This window comes from Planotetraspora sp. GP83, assembly GCF_041262585.1.
Lineage (GTDB): Bacteria > Actinomycetota > Actinomycetes > Streptosporangiales > Streptosporangiaceae > JAOEGB01.
Window position 1 is genome coordinate 1 of the sequence record NZ_JBGCBZ010000059.1, and the last position, 1,338, is coordinate 1,338.

Genomic DNA, 1,338 nt, shown 5'->3' on the forward strand with positions numbered 1-1,338 from the left:
GTGTTCTGGTTCAGGACATAGGAAACGGGTGTCTCGAGACATAGGAAACCCCGGTGGAGCATGTCTCCAGAGATAGGAAACACGGGGAGTTAGGACCTGCGGGCGGTCGACAGTCGGCCCGTGTCGAAGGCCAAACTCATCATCACGGCGGTCGTTGTCGAGGGCCGCTCACAGGCAGACGTCGCCCGCTCCTACGGAGTCTCCAAAGGCTGGGTCTCCAAGCTCGTCGCCCGCTACCGCGAGCAGGGCGAGGCGGCGTTCGAGCCGCAATCCCGGCGACCGGCAACCTCACCGACCGCGATCGACGCCGCAACGGTCGAGTTGATCGTCCGGCTCCGCAAACAGCTGTCCGGCCAGGGCCTGGACGCCGGGCCGGACACGATCGCCTGGCACCTTCGCCACCACCACGGGAAAACGGTGTCGCGGGCTACGATCAGCCGCTACCTGACCCGGGCCGGCCTGGTCACCCCCGAGCCGAAGAAACGGCCACGATCCTCCTACATCCGCTTCCAAGCCGAGCTGCCGAACGAGACCTGGCAGGCCGACTTCACCCACTACCGGCTGGCAGACGGCACCGACACGGAGATCCTCACCTGGCTGGATGACCACTCCCGCTACGCCCTGCACGTCACCGCCTGGCCGCGCATCACCGGCCCGATCGTGCGCGACACCTTCCGCCACGCGGTGGCCGCCCACGGCGTGCCCGCCTCCACATTGACCGACAACGGCATGGTCTTCACCACCCGCCTGGCCGGCGGCCGCGGCGGCCGCAACGCCTTCGAGCACGAACTCCGCCGCCTGCACGTGACCCAGAAGAACTCCACCCCCAACCACCCCACCACCTGCGGCAAGGTCGAACGCTTCCAGCAGACCATGAAGAAATGGCTGGCCGCTCAAGCCACCCAGCCGACTTCGGTCTGTGACCTGCAGGCGCTCCTGGAGACCTTCGTCGAGCTCTACAACCACCGCCGCCCGCACCGATCGTTGCCCCACCGCGCCACCCCCGCTGCGGTCTACAACAACCGGCCCAAGGCGCTGCCAGCCGACAGCCGCGACGGCGACACCCACACCCGGGTCCGCCACGACCGCGTCGACCGCACCGGCGTCGTCACCCTGCGGGTCGGTGGCCGGCTCCACCACATCGGCATCGGACGAACCCACGCCCGAACCCACGTCATCCTTCTCGTCGACGATCTCCACGTCCGCATCGTCGCCGCCACCACCGGGGAACTCCTCCGCGAGCTGATCATCGACCCCACACGCGACTACCAACCCCAGTACACAAAGAAACCCCCGAACCCGTAGGTTCGAGGGTTTCCGATGTCTTGCGACATCACA

The 1,338-nt window shown here is 67.3% G+C and carries 1 protein-coding gene; it reads left to right on the forward strand.

Annotated features, from left to right (window positions below; genetic code table 11):
* Nucleotides 1-120 precede the first annotated feature (120 nt).
* The gene (locus ABH927_RS34165) at nt 121-1,305 is read left to right on the forward strand and encodes an IS481 family transposase (RefSeq protein ID WP_370028630.1); all 1,185 of its coding nucleotides are present in this window, start codon (nt 121-123) and stop codon (nt 1,303-1,305) included.
* Nucleotides 1,306-1,338 lie beyond the last annotated feature (33 nt).